The sequence below is a fragment of the Actinomyces sp. ph3 genome (genome assembly GCF_000308055.1).
Classification (GTDB): Bacteria; Actinomycetota; Actinomycetes; order Actinomycetales; family Actinomycetaceae; genus Pauljensenia.
Genome location: NZ_CAGY01000007.1, coordinates 1 through 19449, shown reverse-complemented (window position 1 = coordinate 19449; position 19449 = coordinate 1). Strand labels below are relative to the sequence as shown.

General features: G+C 54.0%; 18 protein-coding genes and 1 tRNA gene. 13 read left to right on the top strand and 6 right to left on the bottom strand.

Annotation, left to right across the window (positions count from 1 at the left end):
* Nucleotides 1–58: 58 nt before the first annotated feature.
* The 11 genes from rlmN (at nucleotide 59) to aspA (ending at nucleotide 10988) form a co-directional block, all read left to right on the top strand.
* Nucleotides 59–1297: a 23S rRNA (adenine(2503)-C(2))-methyltransferase RlmN gene (gene rlmN / locus HGAS_RS06795; RefSeq protein WP_019127071.1), complete on the top strand. Its 1239-nt coding sequence runs from the start codon at nucleotides 59–61 to the stop codon at nucleotides 1295–1297.
* The gene (locus tag HGAS_RS06790) at nucleotides 1297–1848 is read left to right on the top strand and encodes a DivIVA domain-containing protein (RefSeq protein WP_019127070.1); all 552 of its coding nucleotides are present in this window, start codon (nucleotides 1297–1299) and stop codon (nucleotides 1846–1848) included. Before rlmN ends, HGAS_RS06790 begins: the two co-directional genes overlap by 1 nt.
* A gap of 3 nt (nucleotides 1849–1851) precedes the next feature.
* Nucleotides 1852–3045, top strand: coding sequence for a 1-deoxy-D-xylulose-5-phosphate reductoisomerase (gene dxr / locus HGAS_RS06785; RefSeq protein ID WP_019127069.1), 1194 nt, complete (start codon nucleotides 1852–1854; stop codon nucleotides 3043–3045).
* Nucleotides 3046–3066: 21 nt separating this feature from the next.
* On the top strand, nucleotides 3067–4296 hold the full coding sequence (locus HGAS_RS06780; protein WP_019127068.1) for a M50 family metallopeptidase: 1230 nt from the start codon (nucleotides 3067–3069) through the stop codon (nucleotides 4294–4296).
* Nucleotides 4297–4408: 112 nt separating this feature from the next.
* Nucleotides 4409–5545: a flavodoxin-dependent (E)-4-hydroxy-3-methylbut-2-enyl-diphosphate synthase gene (gene ispG, locus HGAS_RS06775; protein ID WP_019127067.1), complete on the top strand. Its 1137-nt coding sequence runs from the start codon at nucleotides 4409–4411 to the stop codon at nucleotides 5543–5545.
* A gap of 79 nt (nucleotides 5546–5624) precedes the next feature.
* Nucleotides 5625–6134 carry a hypothetical protein gene (locus HGAS_RS06770; protein ID WP_009748081.1) on the top strand — a complete coding sequence of 170 codons (510 nt, stop codon included), beginning with the start codon at nucleotides 5625–5627 and terminating at the stop codon, nucleotides 6132–6134.
* Between the two features lie 66 nt (nucleotides 6135–6200).
* Nucleotides 6201–8012: a proline--tRNA ligase gene (locus tag HGAS_RS06765; protein ID WP_019127066.1), complete on the top strand. Its 1812-nt coding sequence runs from the start codon at nucleotides 6201–6203 to the stop codon at nucleotides 8010–8012.
* Nucleotides 8013–8504, top strand: a complete 492-nt coding sequence (def, locus tag HGAS_RS06760) for a peptide deformylase (RefSeq protein ID WP_009748083.1) — start codon at nucleotides 8013–8015, stop codon at nucleotides 8502–8504.
* A 148-nt stretch (nucleotides 8505–8652) separates the two neighbouring features.
* The gene (locus HGAS_RS06755) at nucleotides 8653–9153 is read left to right on the top strand and encodes a DUF3145 domain-containing protein (RefSeq protein ID WP_009748084.1); all 501 of its coding nucleotides are present in this window, start codon (nucleotides 8653–8655) and stop codon (nucleotides 9151–9153) included.
* Nucleotides 9154–9159: 6 nt separating this feature from the next.
* The gene (locus HGAS_RS06750; protein ID WP_019127065.1) at nucleotides 9160–9510 is read left to right on the top strand and encodes an acyl carrier protein; all 351 of its coding nucleotides are present in this window, start codon (nucleotides 9160–9162) and stop codon (nucleotides 9508–9510) included.
* A gap of 65 nt (nucleotides 9511–9575) precedes the next feature.
* The gene (aspA, locus tag HGAS_RS06745) at nucleotides 9576–10988 is read left to right on the top strand and encodes an aspartate ammonia-lyase (RefSeq protein WP_019127064.1); all 1413 of its coding nucleotides are present in this window, start codon (nucleotides 9576–9578) and stop codon (nucleotides 10986–10988) included.
* A gap of 76 nt (nucleotides 10989–11064) precedes the next feature.
* Here aspA and HGAS_RS08540 read toward each other — a convergent pair whose 3' ends face one another.
* The 6 genes from HGAS_RS08540 to aceE form a co-directional block, all read right to left on the bottom strand.
* Nucleotides 11065–11349, bottom strand: a complete 285-nt coding sequence (locus HGAS_RS08540; protein ID WP_019127063.1) for a hypothetical protein — start codon at nucleotides 11347–11349, stop codon at nucleotides 11065–11067.
* Between the two features lie 8 nt (nucleotides 11350–11357).
* Nucleotides 11358–12140, bottom strand: coding sequence for a hypothetical protein (locus HGAS_RS06735; protein ID WP_019127062.1), 783 nt, complete (start codon nucleotides 12138–12140; stop codon nucleotides 11358–11360).
* Nucleotides 12137–13060, bottom strand: a complete 924-nt coding sequence (locus HGAS_RS06730; protein WP_019127061.1) for a hypothetical protein — start codon at nucleotides 13058–13060, stop codon at nucleotides 12137–12139. The genes HGAS_RS06735 and HGAS_RS06730 overlap by 4 nt, the downstream gene beginning before the upstream one ends.
* A gap of 46 nt (nucleotides 13061–13106) precedes the next feature.
* Nucleotides 13107–13406 carry a hypothetical protein gene (locus tag HGAS_RS06725; RefSeq protein WP_019127060.1) on the bottom strand — a complete coding sequence of 100 codons (300 nt, stop codon included), beginning with the start codon at nucleotides 13404–13406 and terminating at the stop codon, nucleotides 13107–13109.
* 822 nt (nucleotides 13407–14228) lie between these two features.
* On the bottom strand, nucleotides 14229–15134 hold the full coding sequence (locus HGAS_RS06720; RefSeq protein ID WP_019127059.1) for a hypothetical protein: 906 nt from the start codon (nucleotides 15132–15134) through the stop codon (nucleotides 14229–14231).
* Between the two features lie 473 nt (nucleotides 15135–15607).
* The gene (aceE, locus tag HGAS_RS06715) at nucleotides 15608–18340 is read right to left on the bottom strand and encodes a pyruvate dehydrogenase (acetyl-transferring), homodimeric type (protein WP_019127058.1); all 2733 of its coding nucleotides are present in this window, start codon (nucleotides 18338–18340) and stop codon (nucleotides 15608–15610) included.
* A 279-nt stretch (nucleotides 18341–18619) separates the two neighbouring features.
* Here aceE and HGAS_RS06710 point away from each other — a divergent pair, with 279 nt between their 5' ends.
* Together HGAS_RS06710 and HGAS_RS06705 are read left to right on the top strand one after the other, a co-directional pair.
* Entirely contained in the window at nucleotides 18620–19018 is a 399-nt protein-coding gene (locus HGAS_RS06710; RefSeq protein WP_009748093.1) for a DUF3052 domain-containing protein, read from the top strand.
* Nucleotides 19019–19160: 142 nt separating this feature from the next.
* Nucleotides 19161–19234: transfer RNA gene (locus HGAS_RS06705), tRNA-Val, on the top strand.
* The last annotated feature ends 215 nt before the right edge of the window (nucleotides 19235–19449 follow it).

The window sequence follows — 19449 nt, the reverse complement described above, 5'->3', positions numbered from 1 at the left end:
TGAAAGCACATGAGGGTGCATGCGACTAGGCTATGCACGGGGAGAGGAGGAGCAACGAATGAGCACAACCAATCGAGCAAGACGAGAAGTTCGCCCGACCGACCAGTTACCTGAAGGTGCGACCTCGCCTGATGCGAAGCCTCGAGTTACTTTTACAGCGCGTCGGCGCGGTAAGGCTCCTCGCCACCTTGCAGATTTTGATCAGAAGGAACGCAAGGAGTTTGTGTCCGAGGCCGGACTTCCCTCCTTCCGCGCTGATCAGTTGTCGCGCCACTACTTTGAGCGTCATATCAGCGATCCTGCCTTGATGACGGACATGCCAAAGAGCGCCCACGATCTTATTGCATCGACTCTGCTTCCACCTCTTGTCCGTGAGATTGCTGTTCTGGAAGCTGACGGCGGGGAAACACTCAAGCACCTATGGGAACTTTATGATGGTGCCCGCGTCGAATCTGTTTTGATGCGCTACACCGACCGTACGACGCTCTGCATCTCTTCCCAAGCTGGATGCGGTATGGGCTGCCCTTTCTGCGCTACGGGTCAGATGGGACTCACCCGAAATCTTTCAACCGCAGAGATCATTGACCAAGTTCGCGCTGCCCACCAGGCCTGTGAAGAAGGGCTGGTTGGGGGCTCTCCAACACACCTGTCAAATGTGGTCTTTATGGGAATGGGGGAGCCTTTAGCGAACTACAAGGCAGTAGTCGCAGCTCTTCACCGCATCATCGATCCTGCGCCTGCCGGTTTTGGTATGTCTGCACGGAACGTAACGGTTTCAACGGTTGGTTTGGTTCCCGCAATTGATCGTCTCTCTCAAGAAGGTCTTCCGGTGACTCTTGCGGTCTCACTGCACACCCCGGATGATGACCTTCGTGATGAGCTCATCCCCATTAATTCCAGGTGGAAAGTAGGAGAGCTTCTAGACGCTGCGCGCAGGTACTTTGTGGCTACTGGTCGGCGAGTTTCTATCGAATATGCGCTGATTAAAGACATGAACGATCAAGTTTGGCGTGCCCAATTGCTGGCAGATGAGCTCAATAAGAGGGGCAGGGGATGGGCACACGTCAATCCCATTCCTTTGAATCCCACCCCTGGTTCGATCTGGACTGCATCCACCCGTCGGGCGCAGGATGCATTTGTGAAGACGCTGCGAGACAATGGAATCTCGACAACGATTCGAGACACACGTGGTTCCGATATCGACGGGGCTTGCGGTCAGCTCGCAACGGCTGTTAATAACCGTGAGCGTGCACGTCAGAGTGCACGTGAAAATAGTGCACACAAAGAGGAGAAGTGATGGGCGACGCTTTCCCGACTACGGGAATTTTCCGGCGCGGTTACGGTAAGGATGCCGTAGATGAGTTCTTCATCGATGCTCGTCATGCATATGAAGGAGGGCTTCCGGCTGAACAGTTCAGTGCTGAACAGGTTCGTCAAGCGTCCTTCCCAAGGCAACGCAATGGCTATGACACCCAAGCGGTGGATGCGGCAATGAGTCGACTTGAAGCTGCTTTTGTCCAGCGCGACCGTGCCGACCACATCGCTGTTAATGGTGAAGGCGCGTGGTACGAAAAGGTAGCCGACCGCGCGACGACACTGTATCCGCGTCTGCTCCGCCCCTATGGACAGCGTTTTTCACATCCCCGTTCGGGAATTGGCTACAACGCTGAACAGGTTGATGACCTTCTGGATCAGATTGCAGCTTTCTTTGATGATCGTGAGGATCTGGCTGCTGACGATGTTCGGCATACGCTTTTCAAGCCCGCACGCGGTAAGAAAGCCTATGCAATGGGTCCGGTCGATGCCTATCTTGGGCGCGCCGTAGAAATCCTTCTTTCAGTGAACTGACACATGAGTACACAGGTTGTTCTGCTTGGTTCTACGGGATCAATCGGCACACAGGCGCTTGAGGTTATTGACCAGCACCACGAAGAATTCGAGGTCGTCGCTCTCAGCGCCGGTGGTCGCTCTCTTGAGCTTTTGGCAGAGCAATGTGTCCGTTATCGACCTCGGGTCGTTGGAATCCATGATGGCGATGCTCACAGGCTTGAGTCTCTGATTGCTTCGGCTTTTGGTGTAATTCCAGAGATTTTGGTCGGACCGGATGCCTCAACACAGATTGCGGGTTCCTTCCCTCAGGCCGTCGTCCTCAACGGTATTACCGGCGGTGTTGGGCTTGGCCCCACCCTTGCGGCCCTCGAGGCCGGATCGACCCTTGCCTTGGCAAATAAAGAATCCCTGGTTGTTGGTGGGCCTCTAGTTCGGCGTGCAATGAAGCGCGATGGGCAAATCGTCCCCGTTGATTCAGAACACTCGGCCATTGCCCAATGTCTTGCCAGCGGAGTTCACGAAAAAGGTTTGACCGCGCAGCGCGTCACCGGCAAGAGCGAGCTTGCGCAATTGGTTCTCACGGCCTCGGGAGGGCCTTTTAGGGGAAAGAAACGCGCTGATCTAGCGGAAGTAACCCCGCAGCAGGCGCTGGCCCACCCGACATGGAATATGGGGCCCGTTGTCACCATTAACTCATCCACTCTGGTCAATAAAGGCCTAGAACTCATCGAGGCGCATCTTCTGTTCGATGTTCCCGCCTCGGATATTGTTCCAGTTGTTCATCCTCAGTCCATCGTTCACTCCATGGTGACCTGGAAGGACGGGGCGACGCTTGCACAAGCCTCGCCCCCCGATATGAAGCTTCCTATTGCATTGGGATTGACATGGCCCAAGCGACTTCCAGATATCGAAAAACCGGTGGATTTCCTTCAGCGACAAGAATGGACTTTTGAGCCGGTTGATTCGCAGACTTTCCCAGCGATAAATTTGGCACGTGCGGCTGTTAGTGAATCGCCGACCCATCCCGCTGTGTACAACGCTGCAAACGAAGTTTTCGTTGATGCATTTCTACGCGGACAGCTTGCGTATCTGTCAATCGTGGATCTTCTTGAGGAGGTTCTGGCCGAGCATCAAGGCATCGATGAGCCTACGCTGGACGATATTCTTGGCGCCCAAGAGTGGGCGAAGGCTTCTGCTCGTTCTCACATCATGTGAGAGGAAAGAAAAAGGATTTTCGTGGGAATTATCGGTGTTCTAGTCATCGTCGTGGGGTTGTTAATTTCTGTCGCACTTCACGAATGTGGCCATATGATTCCTGCAAAGAAATTTGGCGTTTACGTTCCTGAGTTTGCTGTTGGTTTTGGACCTCAGATTTTTGGCGTCAAAAAAGGGGAAACGACTTATTCTCTTCGAGCGATTCTTCTGGGTGGCTACGTTCGTTTGGTCGGGATGTTTGCACCGGCTCGTGATGGGGTGAAAACGACGAATCGACGCGGAAAGCCGACCCTTGCCCAGGAGGCTCGTGAGGCCAGCATGGAAGAAATTCCTGAAGGCTTCGGCTCTCGCGCATTTTATCTTCTTCATCCCGTACAGAAGATCATCGTCATGATCAGTGGTCCGCTGGTCAATCTGTTCCTTTCAATTCTCTTCCTATCGATTGCTCTGGTCGGAATTGGAATTCCCAAAGCTTCTTTGACGCTGAGTGAGGTTCCTCAGCAGTTGACTACTCAGGGAGCCACTGTCGATGCGCCGGCATACGCCGCAGGTATTCGAGCGGGGGATACGATCACAGGAGTCAACGGTAGCGCCGTGACCTCGTGGGAGCAGATGCGTCAAAGCATTGCAGGATCACAGGGCAGTATAGATATTGACTACCTGCGAAATGGCCAACTTTTTCATGTGAAAGTTGATCCGTTGCGATCGGGAGATAGCGTCAGCATTGGTGTCATTGCGGGGACTGAATATCAAGCCGCCAGCGTAGGAACTGTCGCCTCCGCCGTAGGGGAGACCTTTACCGGCACAGTGAGCGTTGTTACCCGCCTGCCAATTGCCCTGTGGGATGTTGGCCGTTCGATTTTCACGGGTGCACCCCGTGATTCGGGTGGCGTCATGTCGGTTGTCGGTATCGGCAGGATTGCTGCAGATGCAACGTCGTCTGATGTCACGGCAAGCAGCGGTGGCTGGATGCGATCGGCGGCGCTATTACTGTCGATTCTGGCTTCTCTCAACATGGCGCTCTTCGTGTTCAATCTTCTTCCTTTCCCGCCGCTCGATGGTGGACATATCGTTCCGGCAATCTACGAATGGATTCGGCGAGGCCTTGCTCGGGTACGTGGAAGAGAAGTGCCGCCACCGGTCGATACTGCGCGGCTTATGCCACTGACATACACGATGGGCACTATTTTGGTAGCGATGACGGTCCTGCTGATGATTGCAGATATCGTCGTGCCAATCAGCCTGCAATAGGCCGCTCACAGCACTGCGAGCTTTCATCGGTTTTCATCAGCCTCTGGCTGGCCCGGGTGCCAGCTGCATACAAGTGGGAGATAATGACAAGGTGACTGAAATTAACTTAGGGATGCCCAGCGTCCACGAAGCTCCTTTTCCGCGCCGCAAGACTCGTCAAATCATGGTGGGGGATGTGCCTGTTGGCGGGGGTGCTCCCGTTTCTGTTCAGTCGATGACCACAACGAAGACTCACGATATCGGCGCAACGCTGCAGCAGATTGCAGAGCTCACCGCAGCGGGTTGCGACATTGTTCGTGTCGCGTGCCCAACCGATAAGGATGCTGAGGCTCTGCCGATTATCGTCAAGCAATCGCGTATTCCCGTCATTGCTGATATTCACTTCAACCCGAAGTATGTTTTTGCAGCAATTGAGGCCGGTTGTGGTGCGGTTCGCGTGAACCCCGGAAATATTCGTAAGTTCGATGATCAGGTGAAGGAGATTTGCCGCGCTGCTTCCGATCATGGAACTTCGCTTCGCATTGGCGTGAATGCGGGTTCTTTGGATCCGCGTCTTCTCAAGAAGTATGGTCGTGCGACCCCCGAAGCCCTTGTCGAATCAGCAGTCTGGGAAGCGTCGCTCTTTGAAGAGAACGACTTCCACGATTTCAAGATTTCAGTCAAGCACCACGATGTTTTGACCATGATTCAGGCTTACCGTTTGCTCTCTGAAAAGGGCGATTGGCCACTTCACCTCGGTGTGACCGAGGCCGGGCCAGCTTTCCAGGGAACCATTAAGTCCTGCGCAGCTTTCGGTGTGCTTTTGGCTGATGGTATTGGTGATACGATCCGTGTCTCTCTTTCCGCACCTCCTGTCGAAGAGGTCAAGGTCGGCACGAAGCTCTTGGAATTCATGGGCCTGCGTGAAAAGACCCTCGAGATTGTTTCCTGTCCTTCCTGCGGGCGTGCGCAGGTTGATGTCTGGACGCTGGCAGAAAATGTCACTGAAGGCCTCAAGGATCTGACTGTTCCCCTTCGCGTTGCCGTCATGGGTTGCGTGGTGAACGGCCCAGGCGAGGCTCGTGAGGCTGACCTCGGTGTGGCCTCGGGCAATGGAAAGGGACAGATCTTCATCCGTGGAGAGGTCGTCGAAACCGTTCCCGAAGATGACATTGTCCCAACCCTCATTAAGCATGCGAACCTGCTTGCTGAAGAAATGGGACTTGAAGAAGGTGAAGGATCCGTCGAAGTTCTTCCGGTTATCCGATAAGGGCCACAATCGCGAAGAATTCACGTATCCTTCCGTATAAGAACATTGAGTGTAACAGCCTGATCAAAGGGGATTTGTTATGAAGATTCGTACCGTAGCTGCTCTGGGAATCCTGGGCTGTGCTGGCGCAATTTACGCGACGGGCTTTCCGCGCCGTATTGGGCTGACTCGTTCCGAGGCCTCGGTCTCCCTTCCCGGTGATCTTGAGCTTCCCAATGCTGACGTCGTCGTTGATCGTGCGGTAGAGATTGACGCACTGCCAACTCGCGTGTGGGAAGTCATCGACGCTGCTTTTGAAGAGGACGAGGACGGTCGCGTCCTGATCCGTCAGGAGGGCGATTGCCTGGTGATCCGCGTTCCCGCCCCGGGACGCAATCTGGAGTGGGAAGACGAAGTGGATGAGTACACCGGTACCTGCACTTTTGCTCTTCTTCCCGAGGCCAATGGACGTACCCGCCTTCACCTGCGTGAGCGCCACCAGGCTACGGAGTCGACTCCCGTCTGGCGCCTCTGGGCCGGCGTGTGTGCCGAGTCCTACTCGACCATGTCGATGCTGCGTGATTTGAAGGAAGCAGCAGAGGCTTTGTGAGCTGAACAATAGTCCACGGCGGGTGCAGGCTTCGTGCCTGTGCCCGCCGTGCTTTAGGATTGAGGTGTGTTAAGAACTCTTTCCTCTTTCTTCTTGCGCACTCTGCGCGAAGATCCGGCTGATGCCGAAGTTGTTTCCCATAAGCTCCTTGTCCGTGCGGGCTACATTCGTCGTACTGCCCCCGGTATCTACACGTGGCTTCCTCTTGGCCTGCGCCTGTTGCGCAAGGTAGAGGCAATTGTTCGTGAGGAGATGGACCGTATTGGCGCTCAGGAAGTTCACCTTCCTGCGCTTCTTCCCGCAGAGCCTTACAAGGCGACCGATCGCTGGGATGAATATGGTCCGACCCTGTTCAAGCTGCAAGACCGTAAGGGTGGGGACTACCTCTTGGCTCCTACCCACGAGGAGATGTTCACCCTCTTGGTGAAGGATCAGTACTCCTCGTACAAGGACCTGCCTCTGACGATCTACCAGATTCAGACGAAGTATCGTGATGAAGCTCGTCCGCGCGCGGGCCTGATTCGAGGCCGTGAGTTCGTCATGAAGGACGCATATTCCTTCGATATTGATGATGCTGGTCTGGATGTTGCCTACCAGAATGAGCGCGATGCCTACGAGCGCATCTTTAAGCGTCTGGGCTTGGAGTACGTGATTGTTTCCGCGATGTCGGGTGCCATGGGTGGCTCTCGTTCCGAGGAATTCCTTCACCCCAGCCCGATTGGCGAGGATACTTTCGTGCGTTCTCCGGGAGGCTACGCTGCCAACGCCGAGGCCGTGGTGACGCCTGCTCCCGAGCCGCTTCCTTTCGATGGCATTCCCGAATTCGAGATGCGCGAAACTCCCAATGCCCCGACTATCGAGGCCTTGGTTGAGCGCTCCAATGAGCTTTACCCCCGTGATGATCGCCCGTGGCAGGCTTCGGATACATTGAAGAGCTTCGTTGTCACGCTCACGCACCCTGACGGTGAGCGTGAGGTCGTTCTCCTGGGTGTACCCGGTGACCGCGATGTCGATATGAAGCGTCTCGAGGCTTCAGTTGCGCCAGCAGAAGTTGAAATGGCTGGTCCGGAAGATCTGGCAAAGCACCCCGAGCTGGTTCCCGGTTACATCGGTCCCATGGCTGCAGGACCGAATTCGCCTGCTCGCCACCTCGATGAGGATGGTAATCCTGTGGGTGGTATTCGCTTCTTGGTTGATCCTCGCGTGGTTGATGGAACCACGTGGATCGCTGGCGCAAATACTCCCGGAAAGCACGTGTACTGGCTGACGATGGGGCGTGATTTTACCGCCGACGGTACCATCGAGGCCGCCGAGGTTCGCGAGGGCGATCAGGCTCCAGATGGCTCTGGTCCGCTTCACTTGGAACGCGGTATCGAAGTTGGTCATATCTTCCAGCTGGGCCGCAAGTATGCAAAGTCCTTGGGCCTTACTGTTCTGGACCAAAACGGAAAGAGCCAGGTTGTCACCATGGGCTCTTACGGCATTGGTGTTTCGCGTGTTCTGGCGGCACTTGCTGAGTCCAATAGCGATGAGCGCGGTTTGGCATGGCCTGCAAATATTGCACCATTTGATGTCCACGTTCTTGCTACGGGTAAGACGGATGAGATTTTCGAGGCTGCGGAGTCGATCGCATCGGCATTGGATCGTGATGGCTTCGATGTTCTCTTCGATGATCGTCGCAAGGTGTCTGCTGGTGTGAAGTTTGCCGATGCAGAACTGGTTGGTCTTCCGATTGCAGTTGTTATTGGCCGCGGTTTGGCAGAGGGCAAGGTCGAGATTCGTCTCCGTGCAAGCGGTGAGTCTTTCGAGGTTCCGGTTGAATCTGCGGTTGAGCGTATCGAGCAGCTGCATCGTGAGCTGATGGGGGAGGGGAAGTAAATGGCTCTGCGTGAGATCCGTGTGATCGGTGATCCGGTCCTTCGAACCCCCTGCGATCCCATTACTGAAATCGATGCTTCTGTGAAGGCATTGGTCGAAGACTTGCTTGAGACCGTTGACATGGACGGGCGCGCAGGTCTTGCGGCCAACCAAATCGGTGTGGGGCTGCGTGCATTCTCGTACAACATTGATGGGGAGATCGGCTACGTTCTGAACCCGAAGATCGTTGAGCTCAGCAAAGACGAGTATCAGGACGGTGACGAAGGCTGTCTGTCTGTTCCTCAGCTCTGGTTCCCCACGGAGCGCGCGTGGTACGCCCGCTGCGAAGGTATTGACTTGGATGGCAAGCCGGTAGTCATCGAAGGTGAAGAGCTGATGGCTCGTTGTATTCAGCACGAGTGTGATCACCTTGATGGCATGCTCTATATCGACCGCCTGGATCGCAAGACGCGTAAACGCGCTCTGCGTGAAATTCGCGAGGCAAACTATTAAAAGACAGATGTCGAACTGATCTTTGCGCAACTGCGGCGGATCCCACGCGATCCGCCGCAGTTTTTGCGTTAGAATAGGCGTACACCGTTTGCTGTGGCATTGGATTGAGGGCGTAGGGGAAGACGATCCTCAAACACAGGAGGCCACAATGCGAGGGTCCTATACCCGCGGTGTACTTTTCGTACACTCAACGCCGCCCGCTCTATGTCCGCATATCGAGTGGGCTGTCGGTGCTGCCTTGGGAAGTGAAGTTCACCTTCAGTGGACCCCCCAAGAGGCTGCCCCGGGAATGCTCCGATGCGAATACTCCTGGGTGGGAAGCGCCGGTACGGGAGCTCGCTTGGCCTCGGCACTACGCGGATGGGAACACCTGCGCTACGAGGTCACCGAAGAAGCCAGCCCTTCTTGCGATGCAGGACGCTGGTCGCATACTCCGTCATTGGGTATTTTCCATGCGCAGATGGACAGCGTTGGCAATGTCGTCGTTCCCGAAGACCGCGTGCGTGCAGCTATCGAAAAGGCAAGTTCTTATGAAGAACTGCGTGAAGGACTCGATCTTGCTTTGGGCCAGGCTTGGGATGATGAGCTGGAGCCCTTCCGTCACGCAGGAGCAGGAGCGCCTGTTCGCTGGCTCAACCGCGTAGGCTAATCATCTATGGGTACTATCGGTGACCTTTTAGGAGATGCACTCGGGCAGGCCTTAGCCTCGAATTCTGATGCTGCACCCGTTGAGGCAATTGAAGGGGCGCGTGAGCAGGCGGCGGAGGAACGCGCTGAGCATGTGCGTCAGGTTGTGCAGGATGCGCTTGTTACAAACGCTTCAGTGGTTCCAGAGAATATCGATGATGCGTGTTTATTGAGCGCGCTTGATCTGGACACTTTATCTCTATATGCCGCTGTTTCGGCCCTCGAACATGAACTGGCAATCACTATCCCGGATGCCGCGGTATCCCAATGGGTGACCATCGGAGATATTGCGAGCAGTGTCGGTGAGCTGGCACAGTAGCGTCAAACTTCTGACCTAGAATGGCGTTATTGTCTGCGACCACACCAACTCAAGGAGAATCACAGGTGGCACGAATCGAAGAAGATCTGCTGGGTACGCGAGAAGTTCCTGATGAGGCATACTGGGGAATCCACACGCTTCGCGCCCTTGAGAACTACCAAATCAGTGGTCGGACAATCAACCAAGTTCCTGAGATGATCCGCGCAATCGTCCAGGTAAAAAAGGCCTGCGCGCTGGCGAATCGTGAACTCCATGTGATCAGCGCTAAGACCGCAGAGGCTATTGTTGCCGCTTGTGACGATATCTTGACTAATGGAACCTGCATGGATCAATTTCCGATTGATCAATTCCAGGGTGGTGCGGGTACCAGTGTCAATATGAATGCCAATGAGGTCATTGCGAATCGCGCACTGGAGATGCTTGGGCTTCCTCGCGGTGATTATGACGTGATCAATCCCAATGATCATGTGAATCATTCGCAGTCGACGAACGATGCCTATCCGACTGCATTCCGCTTGGCGCTTCACGGAAAGATCGATAGGCTCCGCAGGGCTGTAGAAGATCTTGCCGATGCTTTCGCAGCGAAGGGCGATGAATTCCGTGACGTGCTGACCATGGGCCGTACGCAGTTACAGGATGCGGTACCGATGACGCTCGGACAAGAAATGACAGCCTTTGCAGTCACCCTTCGTGAGGAAGATCCACGTCTTGAGGTGAATGCAGAGCTTCTCCTGGAAACGAACTTGGGTGCAACGGCAATCGGTACAGGCTTAAATACCCCTACTGGTTATCAGGACGTGGTTGTTCGTCACCTGCGTCGCATTACGGGCTCTCGAGTCAAGGCTGCAACCCACCTAGTTGAGGCGACTTCCGATACCGGTGCGTATGTGTCAATGCATGCAGCAATTAAGCGCACAGCCGTGAAATTGTCGAAGATTTGTAATGATCTTCGTTTGCTTGCTTCGGGACCGCGCGCTGGTTTGAATGAAATTAATCTTCCTGAGATGGCTGCTGGTTCGTCGATCATGCCTGCAAAGGTGAACCCGATTATTCCCGAGGTTGTCAACCAGGTGTGCTTTAAGGTCATCGGAAATGACCAAACTGTGACAATGGCTGCTGAAGCTGGGCAGCTTCAGTTGAATGTCATGGAGCCTGTTATTGCGCAAGCAACCTTTGAATCCATCGATCTTCTTGTGAATGCGTGCGACACTCTTCGTGAGCGCTGCGTCAATGGAATCACGGCAAATGCCGAGGTCTGCCGCTCTTATGTCGAAAACTCGATCGGGATCGTCACCTACTTCAATGATGTGATCGGGCACCACCTCGGCGATGTTGTGGGTAAGCGCGCTGCTGCAGAGGGGAAGACCGTTCGCGAAGTGATTGCCGAGATGGGATTGCTTTCGGATGAAGAGGTCGAGGCGATTCTTTCGCCGGAAAACCTTGCGAACCCTCATTATCGAGGCGCACAGGTCGATTGATCTTCTTGCTTAGTTTGGAATCGGGAGATTAGCTCTCTCGACCTAAACCAGGTGGGCTCCCAAATTAGTGGTTATTTCAGGATGAAAGAATCGCCGATTTGGCTATATCCTGATTGTCTGCTTCAACGCGGATAAATGCTTGGTTTACCTCTGTCACCGCATGCGATATCCCTGCAGCAGCGAATGCTATCTGATCGGCTAGATTGTTCATTTCACCAATCAATGAATCGAGTATTTCCTGGCTGCTGCCAGCAGCTGGGATTGAAGAGAGTCGTGTTTTTGTCGCACTTTCTCCGGCGTCATCAGCTTTTTTCGCCGCTTGCGCCACCTGCTCTGGACGCCAATCGATATCCTGAGACACCTTACCTCCTAGAGGTTGAAGTAATTCGCGAGCTCGCACCAGAGCATCGTTTGATAGTAGCCCTCGAGCCCAACTCGTGCCGGATCTGAACGTTGTTTACGAACCATGCAGGGCGGAGCGAGGTAGCTGGATGGCACACGTGAGGTTGCGATCTTGTAGCTTGCCGAAGGAGTTGATAGCGCTGCGATGCTGGAAATTGGCTCATAGCGGCTGGCAACGCGCTTCCATCGAGTCCACGCCGAATATTCCCAGTTATCTTCCTCAATTTCCCGGTGAAACCTTGGATTCATATATCGAGTCGTCCGATCTATGAGCAGTCCTTTGGCTTCTTCGATATCACCTCTACTGAGTGCGTCAACTGCCTGCGACTGAATGTATCTTGGAGCGTCGAAATCGTTCTCACGAGTGAAGATCGGTGAGTTTGCCAGTAAAACGTGGGGGGTTTCTTCTGTATCGATCAGATAGATATGACTTTCTTCTCCGACGGAGCGTAAAACTGTTGTCGAAACCGGGGCCTGAAAAATACAGAGTTGACGTATTACGTTGGGTGTGTAATGAGGTGAGAGTGAATATATAGTGATCGGATGAGTGCTCTTCTGGATAGGGGCAAACAGATTCAGTGCATCCTCGGTCAGGCAGCCTGCAGAAAAAACGGATTCAACGTGCTGTCCAGCCGCTTTTTCAGCTTCTAACCATACTCTTTCGCCATTCTCTGATGTGAGAGCCGCAGAGCGAAAGGCTTCTGTCAGGCAAGTCGGAATTGAAATTGTGGGGCGATCTTTTGTATTCATGAAATCACCTGCAAAGTCTCGAGCATCCGGGGAAGTTGATCAGCGATTGAATTAATTGAAGTCGTTGTTGCGGTTGCTGTCGCATAGAGGCGGACAGTTTTGTTACTAACTGCCTGAGTCCAGGTCCACTGGATCGCTGTGTAGGAGAGTCCTTCGTCAACGTAAAGGCCGGTAGTCATCAGTGTGTCATCACTTGGGATCGGAAAACGTGTCTGTTCGATAGTCATCCAGCCGGGAATAATTTCATCGAGGGGTGTCGGGCTTTTCCCCATTAAATCGATGGTCACGATGAAATTCGGTCGGAAGCCTGTCGTTTTTTCCGGAATTCCGACTGCAACAAAGAGAGCGTCATCTAAAGGGGAACGGGGGTGCGCGGAGGTCGCGTTAACTATTGGCGGAATCTGTGGAGTGAGTATCGCTTTCGGATTCGGGAGAGATAACGCCCTCCACGTGTCGGGGAGTTCCATGCTTGTTTTGATGGTCACGGTTTCACCTCCAAGGGCGTACGAGCAATAATTGGTTTGGTGAGGGGTCGGGGGGATGATCTTCCCGTTTTCGTCAATAAGCCCGTGGCGCTTGTGCCACTGCCACTGCGCGTCTAGGCAGCGAGGGACTGGGAGCGGAAGGAAATAGAGGACAGCAATGAGAAGAAAGAAGAAGAACCCGAAGACAGCAGTGATAAGAACGAGTGAGTCCGGTGCACCAGCGCTGTTTAGAAGTACACCTGTGCCGCCGAAAATTGCAGATAACGTCCATGCGAGGCGGCGTATGCTCGCTCCTCGTTTTGAATAGAAATCACTGGACATATCCCTCCAGAAAACAGCGATTTGCGCATCGCTGTATGTTTCTGAACACCAGATGAATAATCCGATGAGAAAGAGAATCAATCCTGGGATAACTGCACCAAGTTCACTGCTCATTGCTAACCGTGCTTTCGACCGATGCTTATATGTCGAGATTTTGGTATTACTTGCCTTTTTTGTGACCGTAAATCTTATCTGTTTCTAACGCATGGCGGTTCTGTTCTTCTGCTTCCTGGAAGGCTTGATTGGCCGCTGTTGTTGCTTGGGAGACTCCAGCGCATGCAAGTGTGAGCCCCATGATAAGCCCGTTAATTTCTTGAATAAGTTCGTCGAGATCTTCTTGGTGTTGAGTACCGGTAGAAATTGAGGCGAGCTTGCTATTTGAGAAGATCTCACCTGCAGCATCACGCTTTTTTGCGCACTCGGTTACCTGCTCTAGGTTCCATTCGATAAAGTCATACATTTAACGGCTCCTAGCGTTTAAGCGTGTGTGGCGTGAAGTTGAAGTAGGCCGCCAGTAAGCACCAGAGCAGTGTTTCGTAGCAGGGCTCTAGGGGAGCGTACTGTCTATTTACTACCTTTGATGGTAATGAGGTAGTAGCGGATAGATAGCTCTCAGGAACTATAGGTGTTTCAAAGCGATAAGTTGACGCTGGCGTGGAGAGTGCAGTAACGCTTGAAGTAGGAGCATAGGTCGTGGCTGTTCGCCTCCATCGTGTCCACGCTGTGTATTCCCACAGCCCGTTTTGTATATATGACGCGAAATTGCGGTACTTATCTTGAGCGGTGGAATCAACAAGGAGCCTTTGTACTTGCTCGAAATTTGCGTGGCTCATTGCGCGAATTGCTGCATCAAAAATATAGTTCGGGGCGTCATTGTCCCCTTCTCTGGTGCGTAAAGGGCTATTTGCTAGGACCACATGAGGAACTTCCTCGGTATCAATGAGATATACGTGAGTTGTGTCGCCAACGCTACGAAGGACTGTTGAGTGGTCCTTTGCTTGGAATACACATAACTTGCGTGTGGCATCAGGTGTATATGTGGGGGAGCACGAATAGAGGGAAATTGGTCCGGTGCATGCGGTAATTGGCGCGAGAAGCGCCTGCGCAGTGGGCGTTAGGGAGCTTCCCGTTGATACTTCCGATAAGTGGCGCCCGGCGCGTGTTTCCACATGTTGCCATTCTTCAAAACCATTACGGGGATTGATGGCCACACTGATGAAAGAGCGAGCGAAGGTTGTGGGGATGACGATCGCGGGGCGAATGGGATTTGGTGTGTTCGCGTTCATTGTGTGATTTCTAGGCTACTGATCATGTCTGGTAGGTCTTCGGCGATGTGGTTGAGGTGGGTTGTTGTAGAGGTCAGTGTGGCATAGACGCGGATATTATGTTCTGCAATTCTTTGTGTCCATGTCCATTGGATAGCGGTGTAGGACTGGTGGTTATCTATGTAGATTCCACTTGACATGGTTGCGTCTGGACTGTGGATGGGGAATGGTACTACCTCGATCGTCAGCCATCGTGGGATTACGTCTTCCAGGGGGATGGGGTTTTGGCCGGTCGGATCCATTGTGATGATGAGATTAGGCCGGAACCCTGTGGTTCTTTCGGGGGTGCCGACAGCGATGAAGAGTGAGTTTTTGGGGTCGTTGAGTGTCGTTGATGTATGGGGTAGATGAGGGATGAGAGGGGAATTGGGGTTATTGAGATCGAGTGCTCTCCATGTCTCGGATAGTTCCATACTGGTTTTAATAGTCAAGGTTTGCTGTCCAATGGGGTACGTCTGTGTGTTGGTCTGATGTGGTGTTGATGTGATAATTTTGCCGTTTTCGTCGATGAAACCGTGGCGTTTATGCCACTGCCATTGTTGGTCTACTATGTGCGGAATAGGAATCGGCAATAAAAAGACGATGCTGAGCATGTAGAAGAAAAGAATACTTCCAGCAATAACCGATTGGATGTGCTGTGGCAGAGCGATCTTTATAGAAAACGGCAAGAGAGCACCTGAAATCATACCGAGCATCAACAACGGAATGAAAATTTCGTTGACGCGCCGTGGCGCATTCGCTTTGTTGTATGCCCGCCAAAACTGGGCCAATGGGGTGTCCGTATATGTCTCTACGTACCAGGCGTACAGTCCCAAACAGCCAATAGGAAGACCTAAAACAGGATAAAAATTGATTGAATCCATAGTTTTCCCTAAGAGGACAGTGCGTAACTGTTGAAAAGTGTTGCGCTACCGTTGATACGTCTAGCGGCATAAGCGTCGTTCGCTGCGTTGGTGAGGTTATCAATCAAAGTTTGGAATAGGGTGTCGGCAGCGAACATTGCATCAACATTTGTCGTGAAATCCCATGAGATTGTCTCAATCCCGTTGTAGCTCGATTGAGGAACCCCAACACAGCGGTAGCGAGGGGGGTAATTACTGCAGATTCAGGTAACACTCTACTTACCTCCACATCGCCACTGACACGGTGCATCGCTGCTTCTACAACAGACATTACGCCGGAGACTGAAAGCCTGCAAGCAGTTTCAACTTTCAGACGCCTGCTTTTAAATATGTGTTGCACTAATAGAGCAATCAAAAGTGGGTGGTGAGGTTTCGAGAACCTCACCACCCACTGAGCTTTGCTTACGCTTGTTGTTACGCAAGCTTAGGAGTGTTTACTCTTCGCCGGCGTGATCTGCTCCGGAAATCGCGTAGTTGAAGAGCTGGTAGCGATCGATTGCCTGCTGGACAACCGAAGGATCAATCTGACCACGGTCAGCCAGGGCCTTCAGAACGCGAACCGTCATCGACTCGGCATCGATGTGGAACCAACGGCGAGCCGCGCGACGAGTATCAGAGAAGCCGAAGCCATCAGCACCCAAGACGTAGTAGTCACCGGGTACCCACTGACGAATCTGGTCGGGCAGAAGGCGGTCAAAGTCAGAAGACGCCACGAAGGGGCCTTCGGTTCCCTGCAGCTGGCTGGAAACGAAGGGGGTGCGCTGAGGCTCGTTCGGGTGGAGGAAGTTGAACTCTTCCACGTCCAGTGCCTCGCGACGAAGCTCAGTCCACGAGGTGACCGACCAAACTGCCGCATCGACACCCCAATCACGTGCAAGCAGCTCTCGTGCCTCGCGTGCCCACGGCACGCCGACACCGGATGCGAGCAGCTGAGCCTTCGGGCCTCCGAAGTTCGCGTGATCGTCAACCTTGTAGATGCCCTTAATAAGTCCGTTGACATCAAGGTTTTCGGGCTCTGCGGGCTGGTGAATGGGCTCGTTGTACACCGTCAGGTAGTACATGACGTTCGGATCGCGTCCACCTGCATCACCGTACATGCGCTCAAGACCGTCGGCCATGATGTACCGCAATTCGTAGGCATAAGCGGGATCGTATGTGACAAATGCATGGTTAGTGGATGCCAGAACGGGGGAGTTGCCATCCATGTGCTGCAGGCCTTCACCGGTGAGGGTTGTACGCCCAGCGGTTGCACCGATGACGAAGCCCTTTGAAAGCTGATCGCCGGCAGCCCAGAACTGATCGCCCGTGCGCTGGAACCCGAACATCGAATAGAAGATGTAGAAGGGAACCATCGGCAGGTTGTGAGTGGCATAAGCGGTACCAACCGCCTGGAACGCTGCCGCACTACCGGCCTCGGTAATACCGGTGTGCAGAACCTGACCTTGCTCGGACTCGCGGTAGGACAGCATCATATCTGCATCAACCGGAGTGTAGGCCTGACCCGTCGTGTTGAAGATCTTCGCCGAGGGGAAGATCGCATCCAGGCCGAAGGTACGCGCCTCATCAGGAATGATCGGAACGAAGTACTTGCCAACGTTCTTGTCCTTGATGAGGTCCTTGATCAGGCGCACCAAAGCCATGGTGGTCGCAACTTCGAGCTTGCCGGATCCCTTGGAGAGGGCCTCGAAAGGCTTCGAGGGAAGCTCAGGAAGCTTCGGCTGGTGATCGCGGCGTTCGGGAACCCAACCGCCCAGCTTCTCACGTAGTTCCTTCATGTACAGCAGAGCCGGGTGATCTGCCGGTGGCATGTAGTAAGGAGGCATGTAGGGATCGCGTTCCAGCTCTTCATCGGTGATGGGAAGCTGCAGGCGATCGCGCAGAAGCTTCGCGTCTTCCACGGTGAGCTTCTTCATCTGGTGCGTTGAGTTACGACCAGCGAAGTGGCTACCCAGCGCATAGCCCTTAATAGTGTGAGCCAAGATCACAGTCGGTTGACCGGTGTGCTCGGTTGCGGCCTTGTATGCGGCGTACACCTTTCGGTAGTCGTGGCCGCCGCGCTGCAATGCCCAGATCTGATCGTCGGTCCAGTTTTGAACCATTGCCTTGGTCCGAGGATCGCGGCCAAAGAAGTGCTCACGAATGTATGCGCCATCATTTGCGCCGAAGGTCTGGTAGTCGCCATCCAGAGTTTCGTTCATCAGGTGAACAAGCGCGTCATCCTTATCCGAGGCCAGGAGCTGGTCCCAACCGCGACCCCAGATGACCTTGATAACGTTCCAACCCGCACCCTTGAAGAAGGCTTCGAGTTCCTGGATGATCTTGCCATTGCCGCGAACCGGGCCATCAAGGCGCTGCAGGTTACAGTTCACGACGAAAGTCAGGTTGTCGAGTCCCTGCTGTGCGGCAAGCTGAAGCATGCCACGAGATTCGGGCTCGTCCATTTCGCCATCGCCCAAGAAGGCCCATGTGCGCTGCAGTGAGGTGTCTTTAATGCCACGCAGGTGCAGGTACTTATCAAACCAAGCCTGGTAGATCGCTTCTGCTGGCCCGAGGCCGAGGGAAACGGTCGGGAACTCCCAGAAGTTGGGGAGCTGGCGGGGGTGGGGGTAAGAGGGGAGTCCGTGAGGAGTGGAAACCTGCTGGCGGAATCCGTCCATCTCTTCTTCAGAGAGACGCCCTTCAATGAAAGCGCGCGCGTAGGGTCCGGGAGAGGCATGGCCTTGGAAGAAGACGTGGTCGCCGCCGCCCGGGTGATCCTTACCGCGGAAGAAGTGGTTGAGGCCTACCTCGTAAAGCGTTGAAACCGAGGCGTAGGAGGAGATGTGTCCACCGACCTTGATGCCCGGGCGCTGAGCCCTGGTCACCTGCACCGCTGCGTTCCAGCGGATCCAGCGGCGGTACTGGCGTTCCATGGCCTCGTCGCCGGGGAAGTAAGGTTCTTGATCGACAGGAATCGTGTTGACGTAGGGGGTCGTGTATTCCTGAGGAAGTTGGATTCCCTTGCGGCGTGCTTCATCGAGCATGTGCAGCAAGATGTAGCGTGCACGTGGGCCGCCCTTTTCTTCGATCAGGCCACTCAGTGACTCGACCCATTCTGAGGTTTCTGCGGGGTCATTGTCGGGTACCTGGCTGAGTAACCCGTTGACGACGGGGTGGTTCTCGCTCACTGGATCTCGAACTCCTCTGATTAACTTAGCGGAAGCGCCTGGTGGGGCACGCCCTCGTGCTTACAGGTCTATTTTGGTACTTGCGAGTGGAAAATGCGAGTGAAAATGGGACTTCAGGCCCATGATTCGCGCCTCATTTGTCAAGGCCAAAGATGGTGCTTTGCTGAGAAAATCACAGGAATCGAGAGAAACAAAAAATAATTGCGCTGCGTGCATTACGATTGAAGCCGTGAAAAGCGATGTAACACTGTCTGTGTCGTGGCTCGAAGGGGAACTCCGGTGAGTGTCAAGCTAGGGTTCACGAAGGGCCAGATTATTCAAGAGTTCTACGTTGACGATGATGCGGATCAAGCGCTGCGCCAACTCGCTGAAGAAGAGAGCGGTAATCAGCTTGTCGATCCCGACTACGAAGATGTCGTCGATGGAGCGATCGTATGGTGGCGCGCGGATGATGCCGAAGAGGAAGATCTGGCAGATCTGTTGGTCGATGCCATGTCAAACCTTGACGATGGCGGCCTGATCTGGGTCTTGATTCCCAAGCCTGGACGCCCCGGAACTGTCCCGGTTTCTGATGTTGAAGAGGCTGCTCACACTGCCGGGCTCCACGCGACTTCGGCAAGTGCGCTGGCTCCTGAATGGGCTGGTATTCGTCTAACCGCACGTTCGAGAAAGCACTGAGTTTTCACGCAATTTAGTCTTGCGTGACGGTGTTGCGCTGGCTGTTTTGCGGCGTGCGCAATGCATCTCACAGCGTCTGATTCCAAGTAATTGCTGCTTGTACTCTATGCTGTACTGGTGCGTTCATTACAGGACGCGCTTTGGGCCTTTAGCTCAGTTGGCTAGAGCATCTGGTTTACACCCAGAAGGTCATCGGTTCGAGCCCGGTAGGGCCCACAGAATTGGGGTCGGAAGCTTTAAGCTTCCGACCCCTCAGTGTTTGCTGTGAGCAGTGCATGCAACGCGTGTCAGTCCTCCTCGGTGCTTGATTCGCCTTTCTGCTGTGCCAGCTCGCGTTCGGCCTCCTCGAGGTTCTTGCGTACCACCGCAGTGAGCGGGTGATCGGTATCCAGCACCCGTAGGCAGTACGCTAACAACCGCTCAAACTGGCC

Excerpts from the sequence above, each read along its gene's own strand:
- rlmN (WP_019127071.1), top strand. The coding sequence starts at position 59 with ATGAGCACAACCAATCGAGCAAGACGAGAAGTTCGCCCGACCGACCAG.
- HGAS_RS06790 (WP_019127070.1), top strand. The coding sequence starts at position 1,297 with ATGGGCGACGCTTTCCCGACTACGGGAATTTTCCGGCGCGGTTACGGT.
- dxr (WP_019127069.1), top strand. The coding sequence starts at position 1,852 with ATGAGTACACAGGTTGTTCTGCTTGGTTCTACGGGATCAATCGGCACA.
- ispG (WP_019127067.1), top strand. The coding sequence starts at position 4,409 with ATGCCCAGCGTCCACGAAGCTCCTTTTCCGCGCCGCAAGACTCGTCAA.
- HGAS_RS06770 (WP_009748081.1), top strand. The coding sequence starts at position 5,625 with ATGAAGATTCGTACCGTAGCTGCTCTGGGAATCCTGGGCTGTGCTGGC.
- def (WP_009748083.1), top strand. The coding sequence starts at position 8,013 with ATGGCTCTGCGTGAGATCCGTGTGATCGGTGATCCGGTCCTTCGAACC.
- HGAS_RS06755 (WP_009748084.1), top strand. The coding sequence starts at position 8,653 with ATGCGAGGGTCCTATACCCGCGGTGTACTTTTCGTACACTCAACGCCG.
- HGAS_RS06750 (WP_019127065.1), top strand. The coding sequence starts at position 9,160 with ATGGGTACTATCGGTGACCTTTTAGGAGATGCACTCGGGCAGGCCTTA.
- HGAS_RS06735 (WP_019127062.1), bottom strand. The coding sequence starts at position 12,140 with ATGAATACAAAAGATCGCCCCACAATTTCAATTCCGACTTGCCTGACA.
- HGAS_RS06730 (WP_019127061.1), bottom strand. The coding sequence starts at position 13,060 with ATGAGCAGTGAACTTGGTGCAGTTATCCCAGGATTGATTCTCTTTCTC.
- HGAS_RS06725 (WP_019127060.1), bottom strand. The coding sequence starts at position 13,406 with ATGTATGACTTTATCGAATGGAACCTAGAGCAGGTAACCGAGTGCGCA.
- HGAS_RS06720 (WP_019127059.1), bottom strand. The coding sequence starts at position 15,134 with ATGGATTCAATCAATTTTTATCCTGTTTTAGGTCTTCCTATTGGCTGT.